The 26,209-nt window shown below is 37.1% G+C and carries 28 protein-coding genes; 12 read left to right on the forward strand and 16 right to left on the reverse strand.

Annotated elements, in window-relative coordinates:
- Positions 1–158 precede the first annotated feature (158 nt).
- The 3 genes from HNQ80_RS09870 to gltS all read left to right on the forward strand — a co-directional run bounded on the left by HNQ80_RS09870 (position 159) and on the right by gltS (position 3,620).
- On the forward strand, positions 159–1,397 hold the full coding sequence (locus HNQ80_RS09870; RefSeq protein WP_184310484.1) for an ATP-binding protein: 1,239 nt from the start codon (positions 159–161) through the stop codon (positions 1,395–1,397).
- Between the two features lie 6 nt (positions 1,398–1,403).
- On the forward strand, positions 1,404–2,291 hold the full coding sequence (locus HNQ80_RS09875; protein ID WP_184310485.1) for a response regulator: 888 nt from the start codon (positions 1,404–1,406) through the stop codon (positions 2,289–2,291).
- A 132-nt stretch (positions 2,292–2,423) separates the two neighbouring features.
- On the forward strand, positions 2,424–3,620 hold the full coding sequence (gltS, locus tag HNQ80_RS09880; protein ID WP_184310486.1) for a sodium/glutamate symporter: 1,197 nt from the start codon (positions 2,424–2,426) through the stop codon (positions 3,618–3,620).
- A gap of 201 nt (positions 3,621–3,821) precedes the next feature.
- Here gltS and HNQ80_RS09885 read toward each other — a convergent pair whose 3' ends face one another.
- From HNQ80_RS09885 to HNQ80_RS09895, 3 genes are all read right to left on the reverse strand, one after another.
- A complete protein-coding gene (locus tag HNQ80_RS09885) occupies positions 3,822–5,435 on the reverse strand; it encodes a thiamine pyrophosphate-binding protein (protein WP_184310487.1) in 1,614 nt (537 codons plus the stop codon).
- A 265-nt stretch (positions 5,436–5,700) separates the two neighbouring features.
- On the reverse strand, positions 5,701–5,961 hold the full coding sequence (locus tag HNQ80_RS09890; protein ID WP_184310488.1) for a hypothetical protein: 261 nt from the start codon (positions 5,959–5,961) through the stop codon (positions 5,701–5,703).
- 601 nt (positions 5,962–6,562) lie between these two features.
- Positions 6,563–7,681, reverse strand: coding sequence for a glycosyltransferase family 4 protein (locus HNQ80_RS09895; RefSeq protein WP_184310489.1), 1,119 nt, complete (start codon positions 7,679–7,681; stop codon positions 6,563–6,565).
- Positions 7,682–7,929: 248 nt separating this feature from the next.
- On the opposite strand from HNQ80_RS09895, the gene HNQ80_RS09900 reads away from it, so the two are divergent.
- From HNQ80_RS09900 to HNQ80_RS09920, 5 genes are read left to right on the forward strand one after another with little or no spacing between them, the layout of a single operon-like run.
- A complete protein-coding gene (locus tag HNQ80_RS09900; protein WP_184310490.1) occupies positions 7,930–8,889 on the forward strand; it encodes an RnfABCDGE type electron transport complex subunit D in 960 nt (319 codons plus the stop codon).
- Positions 8,886–9,488 carry an FMN-binding protein gene (locus HNQ80_RS09905; protein WP_184310491.1) on the forward strand — a complete coding sequence of 201 codons (603 nt, stop codon included), beginning with the start codon at positions 8,886–8,888 and terminating at the stop codon, positions 9,486–9,488. Before HNQ80_RS09900 ends, HNQ80_RS09905 begins: the two co-directional genes overlap by 4 nt.
- Before the next feature lie 3 nt (positions 9,489–9,491).
- Positions 9,492–10,112, forward strand: coding sequence for an NADH:ubiquinone reductase (Na(+)-transporting) subunit D (locus HNQ80_RS09910; RefSeq protein ID WP_184310492.1), 621 nt, complete (start codon positions 9,492–9,494; stop codon positions 10,110–10,112).
- Positions 10,112–10,699, forward strand: coding sequence for an NADH:ubiquinone reductase (Na(+)-transporting) subunit E (locus HNQ80_RS09915; protein ID WP_184310588.1), 588 nt, complete (start codon positions 10,112–10,114; stop codon positions 10,697–10,699). The genes HNQ80_RS09910 and HNQ80_RS09915 overlap by 1 nt, the downstream gene beginning before the upstream one ends.
- 12 nt (positions 10,700–10,711) lie before the next feature.
- Positions 10,712–11,809 (forward strand): NADH:ubiquinone reductase (Na(+)-transporting) subunit F, encoded by a 1,098-nt coding sequence (locus tag HNQ80_RS09920; protein ID WP_184310493.1) that lies wholly within the window; start codon positions 10,712–10,714, stop codon positions 11,807–11,809.
- A gap of 186 nt (positions 11,810–11,995) precedes the next feature.
- On the opposite strand, the gene galU is transcribed toward HNQ80_RS09920, so the two are convergent.
- The 5 genes from galU to HNQ80_RS09945 form a co-directional block, all read right to left on the reverse strand.
- Positions 11,996–12,892 carry a UTP--glucose-1-phosphate uridylyltransferase GalU gene (galU, locus tag HNQ80_RS09925; protein WP_184310494.1) on the reverse strand — a complete coding sequence of 299 codons (897 nt, stop codon included), beginning with the start codon at positions 12,890–12,892 and terminating at the stop codon, positions 11,996–11,998.
- Positions 12,846–14,234, reverse strand: coding sequence for a UDP-glucose dehydrogenase family protein (locus HNQ80_RS09930; RefSeq protein WP_184310495.1), 1,389 nt, complete (start codon positions 14,232–14,234; stop codon positions 12,846–12,848). The genes galU and HNQ80_RS09930 overlap by 47 nt, the downstream gene beginning before the upstream one ends.
- Before the next feature lie 19 nt (positions 14,235–14,253).
- Positions 14,254–15,405 (reverse strand): glycosyltransferase family 4 protein, encoded by a 1,152-nt coding sequence (locus HNQ80_RS09935; protein ID WP_184310496.1) that lies wholly within the window; start codon positions 15,403–15,405, stop codon positions 14,254–14,256.
- Between the two features lie 11 nt (positions 15,406–15,416).
- Positions 15,417–15,971 (reverse strand): phosphatase PAP2 family protein, encoded by a 555-nt coding sequence (locus HNQ80_RS09940; protein ID WP_184310497.1) that lies wholly within the window; start codon positions 15,969–15,971, stop codon positions 15,417–15,419.
- Positions 15,972–16,114: 143 nt separating this feature from the next.
- Positions 16,115–16,546, reverse strand: a complete 432-nt coding sequence (locus HNQ80_RS09945) for a DUF2935 domain-containing protein (protein ID WP_184310498.1) — start codon at positions 16,544–16,546, stop codon at positions 16,115–16,117.
- Positions 16,547–16,683: 137 nt separating this feature from the next.
- Here HNQ80_RS09945 and HNQ80_RS09950 point away from each other — a divergent pair, with 137 nt between their 5' ends.
- The gene (locus HNQ80_RS09950; RefSeq protein WP_184310499.1) at positions 16,684–17,685 is read left to right on the forward strand and encodes a hypothetical protein; all 1,002 of its coding nucleotides are present in this window, start codon (positions 16,684–16,686) and stop codon (positions 17,683–17,685) included.
- 166 nt (positions 17,686–17,851) lie between these two features.
- Here the strand turns inward: HNQ80_RS09950 and HNQ80_RS09955 are convergent, their stop codons facing one another.
- From HNQ80_RS09955 to cysK, 3 genes are all read right to left on the reverse strand, one after another.
- Complete coding sequence (locus HNQ80_RS09955; protein ID WP_184310500.1) at positions 17,852–18,916, reverse strand: HD-GYP domain-containing protein; 1,065 nt, start codon at positions 18,914–18,916, stop codon at positions 17,852–17,854.
- Positions 18,917–19,094: 178 nt separating this feature from the next.
- Positions 19,095–19,850, reverse strand: a complete 756-nt coding sequence (gene nadE / locus HNQ80_RS09960) for an NAD(+) synthase (protein WP_207726954.1) — start codon at positions 19,848–19,850, stop codon at positions 19,095–19,097.
- 121 nt (positions 19,851–19,971) lie between these two features.
- Positions 19,972–20,895 (reverse strand): cysteine synthase A, encoded by a 924-nt coding sequence (gene cysK, locus HNQ80_RS09965; RefSeq protein ID WP_184310501.1) that lies wholly within the window; start codon positions 20,893–20,895, stop codon positions 19,972–19,974.
- 181 nt (positions 20,896–21,076) lie between these two features.
- On the opposite strand from cysK, the gene HNQ80_RS09970 reads away from it, so the two are divergent.
- Both HNQ80_RS09970 and HNQ80_RS09975 read left to right on the forward strand, forming a co-directional pair.
- Entirely contained in the window at positions 21,077–21,439 is a 363-nt protein-coding gene (locus HNQ80_RS09970; protein ID WP_184310502.1) for a sulfite exporter TauE/SafE family protein, read from the forward strand.
- A complete protein-coding gene (locus HNQ80_RS09975) occupies positions 21,439–21,801 on the forward strand; it encodes a sulfite exporter TauE/SafE family protein (RefSeq protein WP_184310503.1) in 363 nt (120 codons plus the stop codon). The genes HNQ80_RS09970 and HNQ80_RS09975 overlap by 1 nt, the downstream gene beginning before the upstream one ends.
- Positions 21,802–21,810: 9 nt before the next feature.
- On the opposite strand, the gene HNQ80_RS09980 is transcribed toward HNQ80_RS09975, so the two are convergent.
- From HNQ80_RS09980 to HNQ80_RS09990, 3 genes are all read right to left on the reverse strand, one after another.
- Complete coding sequence (locus HNQ80_RS09980) at positions 21,811–22,200, reverse strand: CoA-binding protein (RefSeq protein ID WP_184310504.1); 390 nt, start codon at positions 22,198–22,200, stop codon at positions 21,811–21,813.
- 76 nt (positions 22,201–22,276) lie between these two features.
- The gene (locus HNQ80_RS09985) at positions 22,277–22,927 is read right to left on the reverse strand and encodes a YigZ family protein (RefSeq protein ID WP_184310505.1); all 651 of its coding nucleotides are present in this window, start codon (positions 22,925–22,927) and stop codon (positions 22,277–22,279) included.
- A gap of 58 nt (positions 22,928–22,985) precedes the next feature.
- A complete protein-coding gene (locus HNQ80_RS09990; RefSeq protein ID WP_184310506.1) occupies positions 22,986–23,417 on the reverse strand; it encodes an NUDIX hydrolase in 432 nt (143 codons plus the stop codon).
- Positions 23,418–23,666: 249 nt separating this feature from the next.
- On the opposite strand from HNQ80_RS09990, the gene HNQ80_RS09995 reads away from it, so the two are divergent.
- A complete protein-coding gene (locus HNQ80_RS09995) occupies positions 23,667–24,113 on the forward strand; it encodes a DUF3189 family protein (RefSeq protein WP_330602824.1) in 447 nt (148 codons plus the stop codon).
- On the opposite strand, the gene HNQ80_RS10000 is transcribed toward HNQ80_RS09995, so the two are convergent.
- A complete protein-coding gene (locus HNQ80_RS10000; protein ID WP_184310507.1) occupies positions 24,110–24,781 on the reverse strand; it encodes a HEAT repeat domain-containing protein in 672 nt (223 codons plus the stop codon). The two genes, HNQ80_RS09995 and HNQ80_RS10000, sit on opposite strands and share 4 nt — an antisense overlap.
- 4 nt (positions 24,782–24,785) lie before the next feature.
- Positions 24,786–26,105: a GTPase HflX gene (gene hflX / locus HNQ80_RS10005; RefSeq protein WP_184310508.1), complete on the reverse strand. Its 1,320-nt coding sequence runs from the start codon at positions 26,103–26,105 to the stop codon at positions 24,786–24,788.
- Positions 26,106–26,209: the final 104 nt, after the last annotated feature.

Consider the following 26,209-nt stretch of genomic DNA (forward strand, 5'->3'; position numbering starts at 1 on the left):
TTAATCAAAGTTCATTCTATCATCCATTCTATGTATTATTTTTTGTATTTTATCTCAAAATTGGTATAATGAATATTGACTTGCTTATAAAGATATATTATTTTAATTTTCTCTGAACTCATGTATTCACATAAACTTGCTGCCTTTTGGAGGATTCTATGGAAAAAGCAAAAAAATATTTTCTTTTTATGATTACCATCGCTTTGTTTGGCGAAATATATTTTTATCCTTTTAATAGTTCTCTGAGAATCTCTGCAGGAATTATTGCTTTAAACCTGATTATTTTAGTGATCGATGATATCTCAGAATTCTCTATAGCGCTTCTCGCCACCATTGGTGTTTTTGTATTAAGAAATATAACGGGCATATATTTTTCTACCCTTTCTCTACCACAATTAATCAGCTATAATCTCCCCTCCGCGATATATTATTTGGTATACGGATTTCTCGCTTTCTTTTTAGGGGTCCGTAAGTATCGGGAGCAACTTCTCACCACGGTATTTCTAATGGCTTCTGTTGATTCCCTTAGTAACATTGCAGAAGCTCTAATTCGAGATAAACTCATCAATTTTCACATGCTCCAGGTTATTGTATTGGTTGGATTGGCTAGAAGTATTATAGCCTACTTCATTTATTTACTTTATAAAAATCAAGAACTGTTCATACTAAATCGTGAACATCAAAAAAGATATGGTCAACTAAATATTCTCATCGCCGACATTCAAGCAGAGATGTTCTATTTAAGAAAATCTATGGACGATATTGAAACGGTAATGAGCAAAAGCTACAGGCTTTACGAAAAATATAAGGAACACGCGGATCTTCAGGAAGATACTCTCGATATTGCTCGTGAAGTTCATGAAATAAAGAAAGATTACCATCGTGTATTAGGTGGGTTTGAGAGTTTTTTAAAAAACTTTGAAGATAGTGGTTCAATGACCCTTCAGGATATGCAAAATATTATTAAAGAAAACATCCATCGCTATCTGTCTACTTATCAAAAGGACATTACCATTCAATTTGATTTTATTGATGACTTTAGGCTCATAAAATACTATAATTTATTTACGGTGATGAACAATCTAATCATCAATGCCATTGATGCTTCAGGTAGCAATGGTGTTATTCAAGTCACTGAGTATAGCAACAACAATCACATTTTTTTTAGTGTAACAGACCATGGAGAGGGCATCGAGGAAGACGTTCTCCCATATATTTTCAATCCGGGTTTTACTACAAAATACGATGTTCATACAGGGAAACCTTCCACTGGAATCGGTCTTTCCCATGTAAAAAATATTATTGAAACATTACATGGAAGCATTTCCGTTACGTCCGAACTTGAAAAAGGAACTTCCTTTATTCTTTCAATACCAAAACAATCTTTAATAGGGTGATGATTTATGTCAAATACTTTTTTTATTATCGATGATGATATCAATATCAGAAAAATGCTTTGTAATTTGATATCAAAAAATAATTTAGGCAGAGTTGTTGCAGAATTAAATAGTGGAGAACATGCCGTAGAAGAGATCCTTTTCTACAATCCTGATATTGTATTAATAGATCTATTGCTTCCTTTTAAGGATGGTGTGCAGATCATTGAAGCCGCTAAGAAAGAGGGTTTTCACGGAAAGTTCATTATGATTTCTCAAGTAGAGGATCAGCATATGATTGCTAGGGCCTATGAAAACGGCATTGTTTTTTTCATTGGAAAGCCTATCAACATGATCGAAGCAATCAATGTCATAAGAGGTGTATGTCATAATATTGAGCTAGAACGTTCCGTACAACTCATCAAAAGTGCCGTATTAGGTATACCGAGGGAAGGACAAATGTCTAGTAGAACAAGTGTTAACGATACGATCACTCAAATTTTTACAGACATTGGAATTATCGGTGAATCCGGCAGTAAAGATCTTATGAAACTAATCAATAAAATACTGGATTTCAAAAAGCAATATCCATTCGCTTCTTACCAACTCCAGGATTTTTATCATCAAATCGCAGAAGAAGAAAAAGATTTAGGCAATGTGGGCACCCATACCAAAACCATTGAGCAAAGAATTCGAAGAACAATCTTAAAAGCTTTGGAAAACGTTTCTGCTCTTGGATATGACGATTATGACAATAATAAGTTTGTCGAGTATAGCACAAGCTTATTCGACCTTAAACAAGTGAAACAAGAAATGAAATACATGGAAAACGCCTTGGAGGAACGGGGGAAGATTAATATCCGAAAATTCATTGAAGGTATTGTTGTTAGAATAAATATTCAGAAAAATGACTGATCTATTTCACCTATTGCTAAATATTGAATTATATAAATCTTATCGTGGTATTTTGTAGAATTTTGTAGTTTGATGTAGTACCTCTTTATAATGAATTTGAAGTAATTATTCATTATATTAGGAGGTATTTTTATGACTTTACAACTGGATATGATCCAAACCATTGCATTGGCCGTAGTTGTGCTATTCTTAGGCCAAACTTTAAGAAAGAGAATCAGCTTTCTTGAGAAGTATTGTATCCCTGCACCGGTTATCGGTGGACTAATATTTGCTTGTTTAGCACTTGTGTTAAAGCAAACAGGCATTATGAGCTTTGAAATGGATACAACACTTCAGAAGGTGCTAATGACTGCATTCTTTACAACAGTAGGCTTTACAGCTAGCTTTAGATTGCTAAAAAAAGGTGGCATTCAGGTTTTCATTTTCTTAGGGCTAGCAGTTGTTCTAGTAGTACTTCAAAACATCGTTGGTGTAAGCTTGGCAAAGGTTTTCAATCTAAATCCATTAATCGGTCTTGCTACAGGGTCTGTACCTATGACTGGAGGACACGGTACTTCAGGTGCTTTTGCTCCAATATTTGAAAAAGCCGGAGCAGCAGGAGCTACTACTGTAGCCATGGCAGCTGCAACTTTTGGATTAATCATGGGAAGTATGATTGGTGGCCCTCTTGGAAAACGTTTGATTGAAAAGAATGGATTAACGCAAAAAAAGGCGCAGCACACATCTACCAGCAATGGAGTTTCTGCTGAAGATACAACAAAAGCACTAAACGGAAATCATTTTGCTACTGCTGCTTCACAAATTATTCTAGCGATGGGACTTGGAACCATTATCTCTTTAATTCTTCAAAGCACAGGATTAACTTTCCCGCCATACATTGGTGGAATGTTTGCAGCAGCCATCATGCGTAATTTATCTGATAGTACAGGATCTTTCAAAGTCTGTATGGATGAAATTGATATTTTAGGTAATACTGCATTATCCTTGTTCTTATCCATGGCATTAATGGGATTAAAACTTTGGGAACTAGCTGAACTTGCAATTCCAATGATCGTAATGTTAGTCGCTCAAACAGCTCTAATGGGGCTATTCGCATACTTCATTACCTTTAATTTAATGGGTAAAGATTATGAAGCAGCTGTACTGGCAAGTGGACATTGTGGCTTCGGTATGGGTGCAACACCAAACGCTATTGCAAACATGGAGACAATCTCAGGAAAATTTGGTCCTGCTCCAGCAGCATTTTTCATCTTACCATTGGTCGGAAGCTTATTTATAGACTTCTTTAATGCAGGTGTAATTACAACTTTTATGAACTTCTTCAAATAAACATAAAAACCCCATAGCCCTTGTGCTATGGGGTTTTTATCCTTGCATTATCACTAGTTGAAAAAAGAGCGATATCTACGTCTTCAAAAGCTACTTTTTCAGCTATTCATACTATACCTCGCTCTCTGTTAAAAAAGATCTCCTTCTCCTGGTTACCGGTTGTATTCACGGGCTTTAGCTGAATTTCGAAGTATTGACTACCTATTTGTAATTTCTTGCGATTAAATTCTTATATATTGATCCATCGACGACTGCTTCTATCACTACTGGACCGGAAACCTCAAGTGCTCTTTGTAAAGATGTTTTCATTTCATTCTTGTCCTTAGCTTTAAAGACGGGTACACCAAGAAATTTATCTGCATCAAAGTATTCACCTTCATGTAGATCAGTAGCATATTGTACCACATTATTCCAACCTTGCTTCACTTCGATTAAGCTAAGATTGCTATCACAAAATACAACAATAACTACATTGATTTTTCTCTTTCTAGCGATTAAAAGTTCTCCACAGTTCATTAGGAACCCAGCATCACCTGTGATACATGCTACTGCACTTGAAGGACTGCATAATTTGGCTGCAATAGCAGATGGAATCCCAAAGCCCATTGTTGACCACCCATTTGTCATGATAAGTCGGCTGCCTTCATGCACCTTCCATAATTGTCCTAATAGGTGGAGATGTGCACCCACATCGCTGGTTAATATGCTATCCTTAGGCATTATTTCCTGCAGCACACCTATGGCATCAGAGGGAGTAAATGTTTTTGTTTCCGGCATTAAGGCCGCAAACATTTGAAGTTTTGTATCCTCAATTTCTTTAAAATTCCAATCATAGGTAGGTAGCTCCAGTGTATTCAAATAAGCAATAGAATCCCTTAAATTTCCGAGTATTTCGCAAGCCACATTATATTCTGGGGTGATATCTACAGGCTCAGTATCTATATGGATGAGCGGAACGGAGGGCATCCACGCCTCATAATTAAATTCGATAGAATCATATCCGAGTCCAATTACTAAGTCTGCATTTCTGTAGATAGATGCTGCACACTCACTTTTTGCATGAAAAAGAACGCCTACATAGGAGGGATGATCCTCTGGAACAATCCCTTTCGCCATGGGTGTAAGCACCACTGGAATGTTATTTTTGTTCAAAAACTCCCTTATGGAATGGTGAAGTCCATGTCGAAATGCCGTAAGTCCTATTGCTAAGATTGGTTTTTTTGCTTTTTCTAGTATTGTCTTAACTTCTGCTAACAACAATGAATCTGGTGGTAATATAGATTTTTTCTCAAAGTAATTGATCATATGATCAGCATCTAAATCCATTTCAGCAACATTTACTGGTAAACCAATATGTACAGGACCTGGTGCTTCAGCAGTAGCTATTTGGAATGCATTCGTAATGGTAGCCTTAAAATTATCCTTAGACAATCTAGTTGTCCATTTTGTTATTGGCTTAAGCAGTGCTTGATGATCCACATTCATTTGGACTTTTCTGCCCAGATCTTCATCCTTAACCTCTGTCGTAAAAGCAATCAAAGGAGAGCGGTCGAGCAAAGCACCGCCTATACCCGTAGACAAATTTGTTGTGCCTGGACCAAATGTAGCATGACATACACCTGGAATTCCTGTTAGGCGTCCAAAAACATCTGCCATCATCCCAGCACTTTGCTCATTCGCTACTGTAACAAATTCCATGCCATGATTTCGCATGGCTTCCATATAAGGGATAGAGGGTCCACCTGGAATACCAAATACATACCGCACACCCAATCCATACAATGATTTAATTAATTCCTCTGCTAACTTTGTCATGTTCTCCATCCTTCCTAGTCAATTACAACTATGTTTACTCAATGTTATTTGCAATAGATCATTTATATCTCAATATCTAATTATATATTCAAATCGAATCTTTTAAAATTTTTTCGAAAATTTCTAAAATTCATCATTTTCTTCTCACCTCTCTGGAGAGTTATGAAGTATTTTCTATAGTGCGAAAACTTCTCATTCTTTAGTGATAAAAGTTTGCGGATACAAGTCAATATGTAAAAAACAGATGGGAAAACCCATCTGTTTTTTACATATTGATTCTCATAAATTGAACATCGATTCTATTTCTTTGCTCCATTAACTCATTAAGCCTTTTCTCATGTTCGATTATTTTTCGTATTTTTTCTTTTCTTTTTTCTTCATCTCGTTTTACTCGAATATCTATATGAAAATGGCTGATATTTAAGTTGAAATTTAATAATGACATAAATTTATTCCTCCCTGTTTTTACAATGTCTGTTAAGCCTATAATTTCTGAATTTACTGTTATCGTATTTTCTCTACCCATGACTACTACCCCCTCATGTCTTACTTTTCTCAATTACAGCCTAAATTAGAATCACCTTAATCAATATTATCCTCTCCTTTCTGCGCAAAAATAAAAGCCATAGGTTCATAATGCTACCTATGGCTTTCCTCTAATTTAAAAGAAACGTACATGAATTCAATCCATCGTTTCTCTGACTGACAGTCTATGAGAATGGAAAATCAAAAAGCCATAGATAGTATCACACTACCCATGGCACTAAAAAGTTCTATGTTAAAAATACATAATTACAGAATAATACCTCTGCCTATGGGCCGTGCAAATTTTGAATTTGATTCAGTTTTTCTATAAGAACAAGCACAGACGGGTGCAACCGTATATCTAACAGCGATCATCATATATACACGACCTCCTCTTCCAAAATTTTCTTATTACCTGTGATTATTATATTCCTATCTGGTAAAAATTACAACTTTTTTCTGCATTTGTAATATAAGTGTAATATTCATGCTTCTTTCATGGTATTATAGACCTCTGTATCCCTTTTTATTCGCTGTATGAATAGGCATTTTAAGAAAGTGGCATAACACCGCTAGATACGCTTAAGGAAAGTCTTAATGCTTTATTTTGAAAGACTATCATATACCTTCAACGTTTCCTTAGAAGCTTTTTCCCATGAAAACTTTCTAGTATGCGCTAATCCTCTCTGAATTAGCTGACCCCTTAATTCCTGATCGACAATGGTATCATAAATCCCCTGGGCTATGTCAACTATTTCAAGGGGATTGATATAGGTACAGCTATTTCCCATTATTTCTGGAATAGAGGATACCTTCGATGTGACAACCGGTACACCGCACGCGGCAGCTTCAAGAGGTGGCAAACCAAATCCTTCATATAAGGATGGATAAACAAAGCATTCACATGCATTATAAAATAAAGGTAAATCACCAGTTGGTACAAACCCAGTAAAAATTACCTTATCCTCAATACTCAATTTCTCAGTAAGCCTTCTAAGGTTCCCATAGGTTCTTGATGGTTCTCCTAAGATCACAAGCTTATAATCTTCTTCAAACTCATGGCAAATCATATGAAAGGCCCGAATCAATCTAGCAATGTTTTTTCTAGGACTGAATCCGCCTAAATACAGTATATATGGGCTTGTGATTTGATATTCCTCTGCAATTTTATTTTTTGCATCGCTTTTATCAACAGGCCTAAATATTTTGTCTGCTGCATGATAAATTACCTCAACTTTTTCCTTCGATACATCAAAATAGCGCATGATATCTTTTTTAGAGTGGTGAGATACGGTAATGATTTTATCTGCCCTTGCAATAGCCTCAGGGGTATGCCGGAGCACATAGTCCAGATGGGGTTTATCGACGGTTTCTGGCATAATATAGGGAATCAAGTCATGAAGTGTAATAACCAACCTATGTTTTCCCATACTTGGGATACCTATCCCATTTACTGTGTTATGGAAAATATCTACTTTAGGATCTCTATCCCATTCCGTTCCATACATCAGCTTCCAAAAATCATCTCTCCGTTCTCTTTCTTCCTCATAGGAGGATCTATATAGATTCGCGAAAGAACGATCTTTTTTTTCTGGGTAGAAAAGCATATAAGTATTGAATAAATCTATATCCTTTAAATTTGAAATAATTTGACTCGTATAATTTCCTAAACCAGAACCTATGTGCCAACTTGCTACTCTAGCATCTATTCCAATCTTCATGCTATCGGCTCCTTTTCCATAATATCTTTTATGTAATTTGCCACTTACCAACATTTTATGAAATACAGAGCCATAGTGTGAACATTATCATCTTCTTCAAAAGCAAACTACTTCAATGCAATAATGTACACCATCTAGCATATTATGAATAATATGAGGTTTCTCCGATTTAATTTTTAAAAAGTAATGTTTTTAATATCCCATTTGTTGGGTATTGGATAGATATATCTTTAGAAGGGAGTGTCTAGATGCGTGCGATAAAGAAGCCGTTGTTTATGAAGCAAAAGCTTATGAGAAAAGTAATTTACAGCCTCATTCCCATAGTGATTGCTTCCGTTTATTTTTTTGGACTTAGAGCTTTGGTTTTAATGGTATGGGTTGTGGGAATTGGAACAGCTACGGAATGGTTTTTTGAGAAGCGCTATAACAAGCCTATTTCGGAAGCGGTAATTGTAACTTGCATGTTGTACACACTTACCTTACCACCGTCTACACCTTTTTGGATTGCCGCAGTAGGAATTATGTTTGGTATTATCTTTGGCAAAGAAGTCTTCGGTGGGTTCGGTAGAAACGTATTTAATCCCGCCCTTGTGGCAAGATGCTTTGTATATGTATGTTTTCCAGAACCTTTGACAATTCATTGGGTAAAATCAGCCACAGGTTTCCCAGGCGGATTTGGAGTATGGCTCACCGAGAGCATCGATGCAGTATCCCAGTCTACACCCATGTTGATTTTTAGAGAAACCAGCCAAACGGAATCTTTTGCTCGGTTATTCATTGGTAATATTCCTGGCTCCCTTGGAGAAACCAGTGCCTTACTGATCATTCTAGCTGCTATCTATCTAATCTATACTAAATCAGCATCATGGCAGACAATGATTGGTGTTTTTATGGGTTATCTTCTGATGAGTACCACCCTCTACATACTTGGTGCATCGACCATACCAAATCCTTTGTTTGGCCTGCTTTCTGGTGGATTGCTTTTTGGTACAGTTTTCATGGCAACCGATCCTATTTCATCCCCTATGACGGTCGAAGGAAAGTGGATTTACGGTGTCCTCATCGGTATTGTTACCGTCATTATTCGGGGCTATGCCCTGTTTGCTGGTGGTATCATGTTTGCTATATTGATCGGGAATACCTTTGCCCCCCTCATCGATGAAGGTGTTAAAATCTATAAAAGCAGCCGAAAGAAGGTGACTGCATGAAAAAAGGTAGTCTCTATTCCATTCTCTTTATGATGGTAATTACAGCTGTTTTCACCTTTGCATTATCTGCTTTACATCAAAATACCATTGTTGCAGTTCAAGGGAATCAGCTTATTAAAAATCAAAAGAAAATACTATATGCCTTTAATATTCCATTTGACGATACCATGAAAACTGAAGAAATCAATACACTTTATAACACACACATCAAAGAATCAAAGCGTGGAGACCTTCTTATCTATGAAGGCTATATCGATGACCAACTTCAAGGATATGCCACAGAGATGGAGGGCCCTGGTCTCTGGGGAAACATCCATGGTGTTATTGCCATCAATAAGGATTTAGATGCGATTCTAGGAGTTGATTTTTTAACCCATTCCGAAACACCCGGCCTAGGCGGTCGTATAGATGAGCAATGGTTTAAAGAGCAGTTTAGAAATATTCCATTGAATACAACATCACCCTACGTCCTATATAGACCATCACCCGATGGTACTGTTGATGCTATTGCAGGTGCTACCCTAACCTCAAAGGCCGTATTGGACATCGTGAATGACAGTCTAAATCAGTTCCTAGATACCGAGAGAGGAGGCAAATAATCCATGACGAATACAAAAAAAATATTTACAGCAGGGCTTTGGAAAGATAATCCGATTTTTCGTCAAATATTAGGCATTTGTTCAGCCCTAGCAGTTACCAATTTGATGTTGAACTCCTTTGTGATGGGCATTGGCCTTATCTTCGTAACTTCATTCTCCAGCTTAACCGTTTCCCTGATTCGTCAATATACCCCTAAGCATATTCGAATGATGGTTCAAACACTAATCATCTCCTCCTATGTCATTATCGTGGATATCGTTTTAAAGGCCTATTACCCTACCATGAGTGAAGCCCTAGGTCCTTATGTGGGGTTGATCATTACAAACTGTATTATCATGGGCAGATGTGAAGCGTTCGCTCAAAATAATACACCTATTGTTTCTTTTCTAGATGGCGTTGCCTCTGGCACTGGCTATGCATTCATTCTTCTAGTAATCGCATTTTTTCGAGAGCTCATGGGGTTTGGAACACTATTCGGTTATCCTATACTTGGCAGTTGGTGGATGAAATGGACTCTAATGATTATGCCTCCCGGTGCCTTCTTCATGTTAGCCATTGTTATTTGGGTCGCTCGAAACCTATCTCCTGAAGATGAAAAAGAGAAAGAAGGTGCAACTGCATGATGGAAATCAATCCAATTGTTATTCTATTTGCAGCAATTTTTACAAACAACATGATTTTTTCAAATTTTCTAGGTATGTGCTCTTTTATTGCTGTATCCAAAGAGATTAATACCTCTTTAGGTCTTGGTCAAGCAGTAACATTTGTCATTACCGCCACCACCATACTCAACTATTTGGTTTACCATTATGTCTTAGTTCCTTTACAGTTGGAATACATGCGGTTTATTGTCTTTATCATCGTAATTGCTGCCTTCGTTCAGTTGGTTGAAATGATTTTGGAACGATATATGCCGAATTTATATTATGCCTTGGGTATATTTCTCCCCTTAATCACTGTCAATTGTGCCATTCTAGGCGTATCACTTTTTATGGTCATCCGCAAATATAGTTTTCTTCAATCAGTCGCCTTTGGTTTAGGATCTGGGTTAGGCTGGACTTTAGCCATCCTCGCACTGGCGGGCATCAGGCAAAAAATCAAAAAGAATAGAATTCCAAGAGGTCTTGAGGGTCCCGGGATCACGCTCATTATCATCGGTTTGATGGCCCTTGCTTTTACCGGCTTCTCAGGAATTGTACAGATACAATAGGGGGTGTTTTCCATGACCATTGGTATCTCAGTTATCGTTATCAGCGCTATTGCAGGTGTCTTAGCATTGCTCCTGGCCTTAGCCAATTCTTACATCGCCAATTATGGAGAATGTAAGATTATCATTAATGATGAGAAGGAAATCACCGTAGAGGGGGGCAATTCTCTCCTAACATCTTTGCGGGACAGTCAAATTTTTATTCCCTCAGCCTGCGGCGGAAAAGGAAGCTGCGCCTATTGTAAAGTATCGGTCATCGAAGGTGGCGGTCCTGTACTTTCAACGGAATTACCTTATTTAACTGCACAAGAAATGAAAAACAATACACGTCTATCCTGTCAATGCAAAGTAAAGGAAAACATGAAAATCCGAATCCCTGAAGAATTATTCAATGTAAAGGAATTCCGTGCCCTTGTGGAGAAAATAGAAATCCTTTCTCCAACCATTAAGCTTCTACGATTAAAACTCATTGAACCTCAACAAATTAATTTTAAACCAGGGCAATATATTCAGCTGAAAGCTCCAATCTACGAGGGGAACAATGAGGAAGTATACAGAGCCTATTCAGTAGCATCCAATACCAATAAGCCTGATCATGTTGATCTGATCATCGGATATGTTCCCAATGGGATATGTACAACCTATGTTCATAAGTTTCTTCATGAAGGTGATGAAGTGCTGTTTAATGGGCCCTATGGCGATTTCTATCTTCAAGAAAACGATAGAGAAATGATTTTGATTGCTGTAGGTACAGGTATGGCGCCTATGCGAGCGATACTCTATCAAATGGTAGCACAAGGCACTACGAGAAAAGCAACTTATTTCTTTGGTGCGCGTACGCTGGAAGATTTAATTTTGACAGAGGAAATGAAATCCTTTGAAGAAAAGCTTCCCAGCTTTACATTCTCCCCTTGTCTATCCCGTCCATCCCCTGAAGATAAGTGGACTGGCGAAGTAGGCCGCGTTACAGATCTCATAGAGAAGTATATTGTAAGTGGAGAGAACAAGGAAGCCTACCTCTGCGGCAGCAAGGCAATGATCGAATCAACCATTGATACTTTAAAGAAAAAAGGCATTCCTGAGAGCTTGATCTATTATGACAAATTCGACTAACTAGAACTTGCCTATCGGCAATTTATTTTCGCTAGGAAACCCTAGGCCTGCAATGCAGGTTCCTGAGGACCTTCCTGAATACGGCAAAGGGGCATCCCCTCTGCACATCCCATATATAGGAAATTGAAAACCATAATTTCCTATATATGAACAAAATGAACAGGTGGCTCATGACTGAACCACCTGTTATGCTGTATTCTTGACATTTATATTTTTTATATCTCCTACAAGTTCTTTAAGATACTCCCTAAAAACCTCATTTAAATCTTCTCTGTCTAATGCAAATTCCACCGTAGCTTGGAGATATCCCAATTTATCACCCACATCGTATCTTTTCCCTTGAAAATTATAAGCATAGATAGCTTCCATTCCATTGAGCTCCTTTAAAGCATCTGTCAACTGTATTTCTCCACTCTTCCCGGGTTCGAGGTGTTCCAATATATTAAATATACGGGGCGTAATAATATATCTACCCATGATGGCAATATTTGATGGTGCTTCCTGTATATCTGGTTTCTCAACCAAATGATCTACCTTATAGACATGTTGATCAATGATTTTGCAATCTACGATCCCATATTTCGATACTTCTTGTGGACTAACTTTTTGCACACCAAGTACAGAGGTTTTATATCTATTGTATATCTCGATTAACTGCTGAAGGCAGGGTTTATTACTTTTTACAATATCATCTCCCAACATAACGGCAAAGGGCTCGTTTCCAATAAAAGATTTTGCACAGTAGATGGCATGCCCTAAGCCTAGAGGCTCCTTTTGTCGTACATAGTGGATATTTACCGCCTTCGATATACTTTCCATATGAGATAATAAATCGAGCTTATTTTTTTTCCTTAGCTCCATCTCCAATTCTACAGACTTATCAAAATGATCTTCAATGGATCTTTTATTTCTGCCTGTAATAATTAATATATCCTCAATTCCTGAAGCCAGCGCTTCTTCGACAATATACTGTATCGTCGGCTTATCAACGATAGGCAGCATCTCCTTCGGCTGTGCTTTTGTAGCAGGTAAAAATCTAGTTCCAAGCCCGGCCGCAGGTATGATGACTTTTTTGATTTTCAATGGGGATCATCCTTTCCTCTATTGAGCAGATTGCAGTGAATTGACAGTTATCTATCCCAATACCATAGTATTCAAATCCTTTCGCACGCATAGCTTTGGCTTCAAATATATTTCGTCCATCTATAAATACTCTGCGATTCATAAGGGATCTAATTTTGCGTACATTCAATTCCTTAAATTCCTTCCATTCCGTTAGCAGTAGCACTGCATCGGATCCTGCAATCGCATCATAAGCCTCATGAAAATAATGAATCGGTAGTTTTAATACTCTTTTTGCATTCTCTATGGCAATTGGATCATATGCTTTGATTTTGGCACCTCTTTTATGTAATTCATTTATAATATCCAAAGACGGTGCCTCCCTTATATCATCTGTGTCTGGCTTAAAAGTTAAGCCTAAAACCGTTATTTGGACACCTCTTAAATCCGGAAAGAGATTATCTAAAATCATAATCGGCTTCATCTTTTGCTCCTCATTTACCTGTAAGGTCTCCCTGATAATCCTAAAGTCATAATTTAACTTCTCTCCAATTTTGATTAGACCTTTCACGTCCTTTGGAAAGCATGCTCCTCCAAATCCAATACCTGCGTTTAAAAACTTCTCACCAATTCTTTTATCAAGACCCATTCCCTTTGCAACTTCATTAACATTGGCACCTGTTTTTTCACAGATATTTGCGATTTCATTAATGAAAGATATTTTTGTTGCTAAAAATGCATTGGATGCATATTTAATTAATTCAGCACTTTCTGGATCCGTAGTAAAGATTTTCTGTTTTAGCGGCCTGTACAAGTCATGCAATATTTTTGTAGCCTTTTTTGATGTGCTTCCAATGACAATACGGTCTCCCTGAAAAGTATCAAGAACAGCACTTCCTTCCCTTAGGAATTCTGGGTTAGATATAACATCAAATTCAACCTCTCTCTTTAGATGCCGTTGAATGATCTCAGCCACTCTTTTTACAGAGCCTACAGGTACAGTGCTCTTGTTTACAATAATTTTATAGGCATCCAGTGATTTTCCAATTTCTCCAGCGACTTCATCGACCTGTGACATATCAATATCTCCATTCTCATGGGATGGTGTTCCGACTGCAATGAATATTATTGTAGCATGCCTTACTGCATCCTCAACAGATGTCGTAAAATGCAATCGGTTCTCTCCTATATTTCTGATCAGCATATCTTCAAGATGTGCTTCATAAATTGGTAAAATTCCATTTTTAAGATTTTCGATCTTTTTATGATCTTTGTCTACACAGGTGATATCATTCCCGATTTCTGCTAAACATGTTCCCGTGACCAATCCCACATATCCCGTTCCAATTACAGAAATTTTCATGATTCATTGTCTCCTTTTCTCATGCAGTCTTCCTATTCGATTCTTTTCCAACGCTGCACTGAATTACGCTTTCATAGCTTTTAACCAATCGATCGAATATACGGTTCCAAGTCATCTGCAAAGTGTATTTTCTACCGTTTTCACCAAGGAGCTTTCTTAATGCTGGATTGCGAATTAAGTTTTCGCATGCTTCATGGAATTCTGCAACATTCCTACTTCCACAAGATATGCCGTTAAAACCGTCTACTAAATTTTCCCGAATGCCACCTTCTCCACACGCAATAACCGCTATACCGGAAGCCATAGCTTCTAAGATTACATTTCCATAGGTTTCGGTAGAGGAAGGAAATAGAAAAACATCTGAGGATGCATATAATTGAGCAAGTTCATGACCTTTTTTAAGCCCTGTAAAAGTCATATTATCAAATGCTTTTTCCCTTAATTCATGTAAAAGAGGCCCATCACCTACCATAAGAAAATGAATTTGTTTCATATAGCGATGATTGAGTTGTTCTGCCACTTTCATAAATATATCTAGGTCCTTCTCAGGAGACATTCTCCCTACATATAAAAACACTATTTTATCATTGATATGATAGTGCAACCGCAGTTCTTTATTTCTCCTTTTAGGGGAAAACTGTTCCACGTCAATACCTCTTCCCCACACTTCTAAATTATTGATTCCATGTTCTTTTAAAACCTCTAGCGTAGCATTTGAAGGACAATAGTTTTTCTCACAATGACTATGAAACCATTTGAAAAAATTCCAAGAAATGTTTTCTAAAAATTTTAGATTAAAATACGCTAAATATTGGGGAATATTTGTATGATAAGAAGATACCAAGGGAATCTGATATGTTTTCGCATATTTCAGTCCACACAATCCGATATTGAAGGGTGTAACTACATGTATTAGATCTGGTTTGAAATCATTTAACTGTTCCACAATAGACAAATAATTTGGTAATGCTACTCTACATTCTGGATAAAGAAAAAAGCGAAAGCTGAAAAAACCTACAATTTTACTATTATATTCTTCATTTCCATCTTGAGGGATGAATACCCTATAATCGATATTGTTTTCATCAAAATGGCCTAAAAGCTTATTTAGGGTTTTCGTTACTCCATTAATTTGTGGAAAAAAAGTATCTGTAAAAATTGCTACCTTCATGCTTGCCCTCCTTATTTATTCAATATAGAGTATAGCCATTGGTTCATCGTGATGTGATTTATAACTGAAAAGAAGGTTCCAATCATCATTCCTACAAATACATCTGTCGGATAATGAACACCTAGATACACCCTGGACATACCAATTAGTACAGCCAACGTAATAAAGACAGGCGCGATCATAGGAAAAAGAATAGACAGGGTAAGTCCGATGGAGAAGGCTGCCGTTGTATGACCAGAGGGAAAAGAATAATCGTAGAGTCGAGTATTGAATGTATGGATATCTGATAAGTTTAAAAAAGGTCTCGGTCTTGTAAATACCTTTTTTAAGTAATGAACTAGTATATGACTTGTTGCTAATGTTGCCAAACACTGCCATCCTGCTATTTTCAATGGACCTTTACCTAGCAAGGCCAGGATCAGGGATATTGTTATTGTAAAAAATGCTCCACCTAGTCCTGTAATCATTGGAATAATACGGTCTAACAAGCTGCATTTGAAGCCGTCATTCACTATATAAAATAGCTTTATATCACCTGCAGAGATAACACGTATGATTTTATTCACAGATTTTCCCCCTTTCTATTTCACTTCATGTTTATCATATCGTAGCCTTGTTAGAAATATGTAAAGAATGGATTAGATTTTGGTGAAAATTTCATTAGATAATCATTAAAAAAGTCCAGATGTATCATCTGAACTTTTTTTAACTAGATCTGCATGTATAGTGTATGAAAAAGACGATCCATATAGATCTGCTCTTCCTCTATATGGGACAATAAGGTTTGCCATACTTTATCATCTTTTCCGTATTTCATAATCTCCTTGATTAACCCAATCCATATTCTATTTAATCTTCCGAATTCATTTAATAACATTTTTGCTTGATTCATATATCCACACATCGTCGGCTGTGCTACCGAGTTCTGGGCATTTGTCAGTTGTTCCTTCGCATTCATATTTAATTCTTCAAAGGATTTATTTAATTTCTTTAATTCTTCAACAATGCTCTTTGGCAAATCTTTTTTACTAAGCTTTGCCACTGTTTTTACAAATATCGGATGCTCACTAGAGATGTCTGTCCACATCAGTAATTCTCGAAGCACACACTGCAGACTATAGGCCATTGTATAACAATACACACTTTCACCACCTTATTTTTAACCTGAATTTAAGTCGTATACCATTCTATGATTCAATTTTGATTTCTGTTACGAATGATGTTTTTCAGTATTGTTTCATAGACCAGTGGAAATACTAGTTTAGAGGTGATTCTATGATGAAAATAAAAAAATGGGGTATTTTGGCCATAATTTTTTGTATTCTTATTACATCTGTTGCTTGCGGAAAAAAGCCTCAGAAACCAAGCCCTAAATCCGAAGATGAACCAAAGCCCCTCCCTAAAGTAGTGGAAGAAATTGAAAAGGATACGCTCAAAATCATGGAACAAATAGATAAAATCCCCTACTTCCAGCGTGTCATTGTAGAAAAAGAAATGCTCGAACAAAAGAAAAAAGCTGAAGAAATGCAGATGAAAGCTGCTGAAGGTGGTGGAGCTGGCTCAGGAGAACAAAAACAAGGTGGTGAAGAAGGAAGTAAACAGGAAGGAGGGCAGGAACAAAGTCAAAGTGGCAGTGAAGAAGAAAAGCCTAAACCCATGACCATCGATGAAGGCATTCTTACGGAACTTATGAAAAGAGAAAAATCTGAGGAAGCTGAGAATGAAAATCAGAAAGCTCCCAAAAATCTTGATGAAGTATGGACAACAGTAAATACTACAATTTTGGGCCTTCACAACAAGTGGAATGTATTAGAGCCTCAGCTTATTCAACAGGGTGTTTCTCCAGAATCAATCAATAGCTTTGAAACCACCCTCGATACTCTCACAAAATTTGGCTTTGAAAAAAAGTACTTTGAAACACTATCAGTTGCCAACAATCTTACCGCATACTTGCCTGATTTTAGAGCGTACTTCAAAAAAGAAGTGCCTCCATCCATATATACCTTGAAGTATCAGGTGCGAAATCTTGTATTGAACGCAGCAGTAGGTGATTTTGATGCTGCCCAAGAAAGTTTAAACAAGCTAAAAGAGCATGGTCAGACACTAAAACCTCAGCTTATTGAAAAAAAAGCAAAGACTACTGTTGATAAATACGATGCATCGGTAAGTAACTTAGAAAAGTCCCTTACTAAAAAAGATTTACAGCTTATTAAGATCAACAGTAGTATTGTTCTAAAGAATATCCTACTTATGGAGGAGGATTTATCTGCTTCCATGTAAGCAAGAAGAGCACTGAACCACATCAGTGCTCTTTATTTTCTGCAAAAAACAGGACTAGCTGAGAAAGGTCATTCAGTTTTTTGCCGGTATCAAACTCGAACTAATCCTGGGATTTCACTTTCTCCACCATCCTGTTCTAGAATTATTATCTGCTTGTATAAAATTATTATTCATCCACAATCTCTTCAATACAAATATTCAACCTTTTTTGAAGATCAATTTCTTCAAATTGAGAAATAGAGTTCCCATGAGCATCTCGGACCATTCTTACAATAGGCCTTGTGGGCATATAACGGTTATTATCTATAACGATAGCATGCTCTTTCGTATTTAGTTTCACCATTGTTCCTATCGGATACACCGTTAGATGATTTAGAAAAATCTTCACAATATCATAGTCATAATGATGATGTGCCATGGCAATCAAATACTCAATGGCTTTATCGGGAGTAATCCTTTTTTTATAGACTCGGTTGGAGGTCATCGCGTCGTACGTATCTGCTATAGCAATAATTCTTGCGAATTCAGATATCTCCTCTCCTCTTTTTCCAAAAGGATATCCGCTCCCATCTATACGCTCATGATGTAACAATGCTCCAACTCTGGATAACGCACTGATTTCATCATAATCCTTCAATATTTCATACCCAAATCGGGTATGATTTTTCATAATTTCTATTTCTTCCTCTAAAAGTTTTCCAGGTTTATTTAAAATCTCATTGGGAATCTGCGTTTTTCCAATATCATGGAGAATTGCAGCAATTCCCAGATCTCTCAAACGAAGTTCGTGATATCCTAATGCTTTCCCTATGACGATCGATAATACTGCCACATTTACCGAATGGGCGAAAGTATATTCATCAACACATCTTAAATCTGATAGATTGACCATAATATCTCGATTGTCTAGCAATTCGTCAACAATTCTATTAATTGCTACTTGAATACTTTGAAAGTCTAAAGCTTTTTTTACCTTAAGGTCCTGCATAACTTGATAAATCGTTTTCTTCGCAATTATTCTTGTTTTCTCCTCAATGATATCAAAAATTTCAATATCCTTTGATATTTCATCTTCAATATAAATCTCACCCATTGCTAAATGCTGCAATCTTTTTATAAAATGATTGGTCAGGGTAACCCCTTTTGCAAGCAATATCTTACCTTCACAAGAGCTAATATCTTTGCCCAAAATCATGCCCGAAGTAACGTTCTCTATCCTCACTAATCTCATGGCTTCCTCCAATAGGTGTGATAAAAACAAAAATCAATTTATCATTTAAATACGATAAAAAAACTTTTTCTCCTGCATTGGTCGATGAATTCCAACAAAATGCTGCTAAAGTCTCATTTAATTATTCGAGGAATACCACTACAAAAAAAAACACCCTTTTTTAGGTGTTTTCATTTGATTAAAATACAGATGGTTTATCAGGCATTCTACGTTTGTGTTCAGAACGTTGATGTAATTTTTCAATAATGAGTCGATCTTTTTCAGGTACCTCTTTGCCAGATAGTACATCATCCACCATGTCATATGTTGTTCCCATTTCAGATTCATCCGTTTGACCTTCCCACAATCCAGCTGAAGGAGCTCGATCAATAACGCTTTGTGGCACACCTAAATGCTTCGCCCACTCGTAAACCTCTCTCTTTTTTAGATTTGCAATTGGAACGATGTCTACACCACCATCTCCATATTTGGTAAAATATCCTGTATGTATTTCTGCTGCATTATCCGTACCTGCAACAATATAGTTTAAAGAATTTGCAACGGAATAAATCGTACTCATTCTCAACCTAGCTCTAAGATTTGCGTCACTTAATCTTAGATTTGTATGATCATCGATCAACTCTTTTTTTCGCATCTCAGCGACAACACTTCCCAGCAGTATGTCATGAATTTCGCTAAGTTCAACCTCCATGTGCTCTATCCCGCAAGCTTCCACAACTTTTAAGGCATCCTCTCGATCCTTGGGATTACTTTTACAAGGCAGAATAATACCTAGAGAATTATTAGGAAAAGCTCTTTTGATTAAAAAAGCTACTAAAGCTGAATCAATTCCCCCAGAAATACCTACAACAATCCCTCTGGTATGAGATTCATCTACTTTCTCTCTTAACCATTGCACTGTTAAGTTGATTTTTTCCTCAATTGTTCTATTCATTTCCCAAACTCCTCTCACTAAACGCAGTCTTTCATTATACACGTTTTTCTTTTCATCATTATAACACAAAAATAAATCTGTATAATAAAAAAACATAGCCTAAGCCATGTTTTTTATACTTTTATTCAAAATTAAAAAGTGGTGTACTTAGATATCTTTCCCCATAACTTGGAATTACTACTACTATCTTTTTATCTTTCCCCAGCTCTTTGGCTTTTTTCAAAGCCCCCCATACAGCAGCTCCAGAAGAGATCCCAACAAGAATTCCTTCTTCCTTAGCCATTCTCCTTGCCGTCTCCATAGCATCCTCATTGTCTACCTGTATGATCTCATCGATGATCTTTGTATTTAAAATTTTTGGCACAAAACCAGCACCAATACCTTGAATTTTATGGGGACCAGGTTGACCTCCTGATAATACAGGTGAATCCTTTGGCTCTATAGCCACAATTTTCGCATCTTTCACTTTTTCTTTTATGATCTCACCTACACCAGTGATCGTACCACCTGTACCTACACCAGAAACAAACATATCAAACTGCCCATCCATTTGTTCAATAACTTCTAGGGCTGTAGTATTTCTATGGATTTCTGGGTTCGATTCATTTTCAAACTGCTGGGGCATGAAATAAGATGGATTTTCCTTTACTATTTCTGTTGCCTTTTCAATAGCACCTTTCATTCCTTTGGCCCCATCGGTCAGAACAAGTTCTGCACCAAAGGCTTTTAAAAGTTTTCGCCTCTCTATACTCATCGTCTCAGGCATCACCAGAATACACTTGTAGCCCTTGGCAGCCGCCACCATCGCCAATCCTATCCCAGTATTTCCACTAGTAGGCTCAACAATAATAGAACCCTCTTTCAACGATCCTGCTTTTTCAGCAGCTTCAATCATACTCAATGCAATTCGGTCCTTCACGCTGCTCCCCGGATTGAAAAACTCCAATTTTACATATACCTGGGCATCGTCTTTGCCTACCAATTTATTTAGTTTGACCATCGGAGTACCGCCAATCAATTCTGTAATGCTATTTACAACCTTCATATTAACCCTCCAATTCTTACTATTCTTATCGGATTTATTGGTTTTATTTTACTATATTTATCCATCAAAGTCAATAGACTCATAAAATATTTTATAAAGTCCACACTATATATATGTCAGCATCCCATGGGATTATTATACGGATTCTAAAGGATGAATATGTGACTTTATAGGTGATGAAATGAAAAAAAGTTCTTTTTCCATTAAAATCGCATTGCTAGGACTTATCACTGGTTTGGTTAATGGATTGTTTGGTTCTGGCGGCGGGACAGTGATTGTGCCAGGCATGTTTTTCCTCCTAGATGTTGAAGAACACAAAGCTCATGCCACAGCAATTTCAATTATTCTACCATTAACTATCGTCAGCATGTTTATTTATTTTCGTCATGGAATCATTGTTTGGGATATAACCTATAAGGTGGCTTTAGGCGGTATTTTAGGTGGATATATCGGTGCCAGACTTCTCAATCGGATTCCAAGTCATCTGCTTAGAAAAGGCTTTGCAATTTTCATGATTCTCGCTGCATTAAGGATGGTGTTTTGATGTATCTCATGCTTATTGGTTTGTTTTCAGGAATCATTGGGGGTATGGGCATCGGTGGAGGCACAATCTTGATTCCAGCCCTAATTATACTTACAAGCCTTTCACAGCAGCAGGCCCAGAGTGTTAATCTTCTATCTTTTGTCCCGGTTGCGATCGTGGCCCTCGTAACTCACTTTCGCAACAAAAGTATCGAAATAAAGCTTTGCTTACCTCTTATTATCACAGGCATAGTAGGTGCCTTGGCAGGTTCATACTTAGCCGTAAGCCTTCCTTCAAATCTGTTAAGAAAGCTTTTTGGGGTCTTTCTTTTTTTCATGGGCTTATACGAATTCTTCTGGAAAGACAAAAGTCGTACAAAATAGTACGACTTTCTATCCTAATGCCACCAATACGCAATGATGATGTACCACTTGAATTCCATTGTTTTCCGCTAAAGAAACAGCCTCATCATCAAATGAACCAGGCTGAAACCATAAATATTTGATGCCTGCTTCAGCAATATTTGGGATAAACTTCTTGCTAACCTGAGGTGATACTACCATATCCACACAATCAGGCTTGACAGGCAGTTCTTCAATACTGTGATAGCAGCGATCTCCTTCGATTTCTTCATAATTAGGATTAACTGCATACACTTCGTAACCCCTGCTCTTAAGCTTTTTATATATCTTGTTTCCAAATTTCTCTTGGTTTGGGGTAGCACCAACCACTGCCCAAATCCTTTTATCTAGCATTTCCAATTTTAATTGTTCCATATCCATTCAGCATACCTCCTTTCCGTTGCGTTATAATCATAGATACCCATTACTAAAAATTTTATTCTCTACCTAATCAAAATTATTCACTTATCAAAACCCCATTTTCTTCATTTAGATACAATGTATCCACAATATCAGCTGCTGCCTTCCCATTGGTTAAATTAATGACTTGTTTTATTATTAGATCTGCTTCATCTATTCTCGCATAAACAAACATACTTACCCCCTCATCGAAAACAGTATCCTTGATCGTATAGCCTCCATTCATCATTACGTTTTGTACTTTTCCCAACAGGGAATAGTCTATACGTATCCTGATAACATGATAAAGTACTTTTTCAATCACCCTTGCCTCATGCAATGCCTGCTTTGCTGTAGAGGTGTATGCCCTCACCAATCCTCCTGTACCTAGCTTTATACCTCCGAAGTATCGTGTAACAACAATAACAGTATTCTTGATTTCTTCTTTCTTTAACATATCTAGTATGGGGGTTCCAGCTGTTCCTGAAGGCTCTCCATCCTCACTGTATCGTTGGATTTCGTCATTTTCACCAAATATGTAGACTGGCACATTGTGGGTAGCATTTTTATGTTGTGCCCGAATCATTTCTATAAAAGCTATGGCCTCTTCTTCATCTTGTATTGGTTTAACATAGCCGATAAATCTTGACTTCTCAATAATATGCTCAACCTCACCATAATTAAGAACAGTCCTATATCTCTTCAACATTCCCTTTCCCTCTTCCCCTAAATAGTGAAGAGAGTAGTAAACACTACTCTCTTTTATATTATACCACTAATTCATTTCTTACTAAGCTTTTATATTTTCTATAGGAGAGGCTAACTAGTGATTGATCTTGACTGTAAGTGATTTTTTCAATTGCTTCATCAATCGGAAAAAAAACAGCTTCTTTAAACCCTAACTCTTCATTCACTCTACAAAGATCGCTAGACGCAGTCATTAAATACCATGTAATTTCATTACAAACAGGACGCTGTCTCGTAATAGAATAAAATTCGTAACAAGTTTCTCCAATTGGTGAGATAATTTCTGCATCAATGCCCGTTTCTTCCTTCACACGGTTTAATGCAGTATCTCTTGAGAGATTCCCATTACGAATTACACCCTTCGGTAACACCCATTCACCTTTTTCATTTTTCAGAAGCAAGACCTTATCTTCGAAGAACACCACTCCACCTGCACAATTTCTAAAGAGCATAGGCTAATTCCTCCCTCCGATTTGTTACTACTATCATATAATAAATAGCAGCCATCCGCAAGACTATTCAGAATTTTTAGCATAAAAACCTATTTCATTAAGCTTATGTAAAATTCATATTTCATCGTCCTGCTGCTATTCCTATTATTCCATTTTTTTCAAAATTCATACACATCCTATATATAAATAATTATTTTTTTACACATAATAATCTCAGAATGAAGATTAGGAGGTGTTTTTCTGCATATTATTTATCATTGTGTAGGTGGTTCCCATTCTTCTACTACTGCTGCTGCAATTCATTTGGGCTTACTGCCCATGGAATATATCCCAGATAGGCATGACTTCCTGGGTGTTCCTTTTTATGATACACTAGAAAAATGCGACCGAGGAAAAATTATTTTAAGAGGCATTGATGAAAAAGGTCATAAAATTTATACCTTGAGTCGTCAATTTTCACCTCATCTTGTAATTCCAGCCATACAGGATATGTGGAGAGTTCTTGAACAACAAGAGGATGATCTCATGATTGTAAATACGCTACCTACCGTCAATACCCTCATGAAAATAGGTGGTTTTTCATCTAGAAGGTTACAGTGGGTCCGTTTTGGACGTCCAATCGTTATCAAGGGCACACAATCTACCTATATGAATATTGTAAAGGTTGTTCGACAGATAAAAGAAAAAATCATTTAGCCGTTACGCCTTTGTTCTATGCTCTGGATGGCTTCACCAAAAGCCATCTTTACATATTGCTTTTCATTTGGATTATTTAGTAGTTTTTGAATCTTCTTAAGCGTTATTTCGTTACCGAGTTTTCCTAATGCCTTTGCTGCATATTGACGCACTTGGGGTTTTGTATCCATCAAAGCTCTATGAAGATACTCTACACTGGTATCATCTCCAATTTTCTTAAGGGCTGAACAAGCTAATCTTCTCACATTTCCATGATGATGTCTCATATCACGATAAACAAGGTCTAGTAATTCCTTTGCATTCAATTCTCCTATAATCCAAATCAGCATCATCTTATCCTCAGGGTTTTTAAAATTATCATATTTTGTTTTTATATCATTTATGATTCGCATCCTTTCCTCGGGGTTCAAGCTATGAATCAAGGTCAATCGATCTGCTTTTGTGATTTCCACCATTTTATCTAACAGGGACTTGCTCTTCTGTTTTTTAGAAAAGAGCTTTGACTTTGCCAATATAAGGTCTTCATTGACTTGCTCGATAGTTTTCCTTCGAATCTTTGCCAGTAGTGGTACACTCTTTCCCTCCCGATAAAGGAGATAAGTGAGCATATAGTCCTCTATTTGATCTATATGCTCCCAATTTAGCGACTGATTATTATTTGAAATCATGTCCTCACTCCACAACTTCATTTACATTCATTAAATATTTTGCGTATTTATTATAATCGGCAGGTCCAAGAGTAGTCTCTACGAGCACCCCATCTTCCCTGTACTCTGTTTTCACAACCTTGGTTTTGTCACATAAGTAGGACACCACATCTCCTTTATCATAAGGCAATAGAAGTTCTACTTTCTTGATATTGCTAAATATCTTCCCCTTGATCATTTCAATCAAAGTATCCAAACCTATATCATTTAATGCAGATATATGTATAGCATTTTCTCCTCTAGGTATTAAGTGAGATCGATCTTCCAGCTTGTCAACCTTATTAAATATTAAGATACTTGGCTTTTCACTTACTCCCAGATCATGCAGAACCTTCTCTGTCACTTTCATTTGCATTTCAAAGTCCTCATTAGTGGCATCCACCACATGTAAGAGCAGGTTTGCTTCCTTGACCTCCTCCAAAGTAGCTTTAAATGCTTCTACCAACGCGTGGGGGAGCTTACTGACAAATCCAACGGTATCAATTAGGATAAATTCTTCCTTACTAGGTAACACCATCTTTCGATGGGCTGTGTCTAATGTTGCAAAGAGCATATCCTCCACATACACTTCTTTCTCTTCCTGCTGCATCCCTGAAATACTCAGAAATTTATTCATCAAAGTAGACTTTCCCGCATTGGTATATCCAACCAAGGCAACAATAGGAATCTCACTCTTTTTGCGCTTTGTTCGCTGGGTTTCTCGGTTTTTTCGTGTTTCCTCCAACTGGTGACGTATATCTGTTATACGATCCAAGATGTGTCTCCGATCTAATTCTAACTTCTTTTCTCCAGGTCCCTTTGTCCCGATTCCAGCTCCTGCTCTAGATAGAGAAGCCCCCAACCCCACCAATCTAGGCAATCGATATCGTAGCTGTGCCAATTCTACTTGTAATTTACCTTCTTTCGATTGGGCACGATGGGCAAAGATGTCAAGGATTAATGTAGTACGATCTATGACCGTTACTCCTATGAGTTCCTCTAAATTTCTAATTTGTGCTCCTGATAATTCATCATTAAAAATAACCAAATTTGCATCCAATGCTCTGCATAGAATTTGAATTTCTTCTGCTTTTCCTTTTCCTATGTAATAGGTTGCATCTATTCGTTGTTTATTTTGAATGGTTATATCCAGAACCTGTGCTCCTGCTGCCTTTGCTAACTCCTTTAATTCTTCCATCGAGCTTTCGATAGTAGTTACCTCGTCTCTGCTTCCAGTACTTAACCCCACCAATATGGCTCTCTGCTCAATCGTATTTATAATTTCATTGTTCTCATTAAACTGCATATTTTTCACCAACCTCGTTTTTTTCTATACTCATTATTATACTCGAAAATAACAAAAACACATCTAAAACTTTATACTGGGCTATTATCTATGTAGCGATAATC

The sequence above is a fragment of the Anaerosolibacter carboniphilus genome (assembly GCF_014205875.1).
Taxonomy (GTDB): Bacteria; Bacillota; Clostridia; order Peptostreptococcales; family Thermotaleaceae; genus Anaerosolibacter; species Anaerosolibacter carboniphilus.